1 protein-coding gene is annotated in these 1,486 nt (G+C 68.4%); it reads left to right on the top strand.

Annotation, left to right across the window (positions count from 1 at the left end; all coding sequences use genetic code 11):
* The first annotated feature begins 214 nt into the window (after window positions 1-214).
* Window positions 215-1,477, top strand: coding sequence for an ISL3 family transposase (locus HMPREF0321_RS07855; RefSeq protein WP_006945627.1), 1,263 nt, complete (start codon window positions 215-217; stop codon window positions 1,475-1,477).
* Window positions 1,478-1,486: the final 9 nt, after the last annotated feature.

Below are 1,486 nucleotides of genomic sequence, written 5' to 3'. Positions count from 1 at the left end.
GGCTCTTCCGAGTTCCGGTGGGGGTGAGCGGCGCGCCGGTGTCGTGATGCCCGGGTGAGAGGGGTCGAGGCCTCCAAGATCGGGAGCGACCAAGCACCCTGTCCGGAAGGCCTCGACGTTGTCTGAGCCTACGGCGCACATCGCTGCGCGCTGCCATGACCACACCGACTACTGCTCGCGTTGCGACCTGCTCGTCGGGCTCGGCGAGCTGCACGTGATCGCCGTCGAGTTCGACCACGACATCGGGCTGCTCACGGTGCGGGTCGAGTCGCCCAGGACCCCGATGGGTTGCCCGACGTGCGGTGTCATTGCGGGCAGCCACGGCCGCCGTGACGTGGTGCTGGTCGATGCGCCGTGCTTCGACCGGCCGGTCCGGCTGATCTGGCGCAAGCGGACCTGGCGCTGCGTCGAGCCGTCGTGTCCGACGAAGGTCTTCACCGAGCAGGACGAGCAGGTCGCCCGGCCTCGGGCTCTGCTGACGACGCGGGCGTGCTGGTGGGCGATCAACCAGATCCGCCGCGAGCACACCTCGATCAGCGGGATCGCCCGACAGCTCGGGACGACGTGGAACACCGTGTGGTCCTCGATCCGACCGCTGCTGCAGGAGATGGCCGACGACAACTCCAGGTTCGCCGGCGTGAAGCGCCTCGGGGTCGATGAGCATGTGTGGCACCACGTCAGCGAGTTCCCGATCGAAGATGGTGGCCGTGGGCCCAAGCAGCTGACCGGGATGGTCGACCTCACTCCCGATGAGTACGGCAACCCTAGGGCGCGGCTGCTGGACCTGGTGCCCGGCCGGTCCGGGAAGGCCTACAGCGACTGGCTCAAAGAGCGTGGCGAGGACTTCCGCGACGGTGTCGAGGTCGCCACCCTCGACCCGTTCCACGGCTACAAGAACGCCATCGACGACCAGCTCGAGGACGCCACAGCCGTGCTCGACGCCTTCCATGTGGTCAAGCTCGGCACCCAGGCCGTCGACGAAGTGAGGCGCCGGGTCCAGCAGGAGATCCACGGCCACCGCGGCCGCAAGAACGACCCGCTCTACGGCATCAGGATGATCCTGCGCTGCGGCCAGGAGAAGCTCACCGACCGCCAGCGCGCACGCCTCGACAAGGCGATCGCCGCCGACGAACGTCACGACGAGGTGCTCGTCGCCTGGCTGTGTGCCCAACAGCTCCGGTCGGCCTACAAGGCCACGAGCCCGGTCAAAGGCCGGCGGATCGCCGAGAAGGTCCTCGCCAGCCTGCCGACCTGCCCGATCCCGGAGATCAAGCGACTCGGGAAGACCCTCAAGCAGTGGCGGGAAGCGTTCCTGGCCTACTTCGACACCGGCCGCGCCAACAACGGCGGCACCGAAGCGATCAACGGCCTGATCGAGCTCCACCGCCGCATCGCCCGCGGCTTCCGTAACCGCGAGCACTACCGGCTACGCATGCTGCTCATCGGCGGCGGACTCGCCCACCCCCACCTCAGGTAGGGAAGAGCC

This window comes from Dermacoccus sp. Ellin185 (assembly GCF_000152185.1).
Classification (GTDB): domain Bacteria; phylum Actinomycetota; class Actinomycetes; order Actinomycetales; family Dermatophilaceae; genus Dermacoccus; species Dermacoccus nishinomiyaensis.
This window is presented reverse-complemented; position numbering and strand designations above follow the sequence as displayed.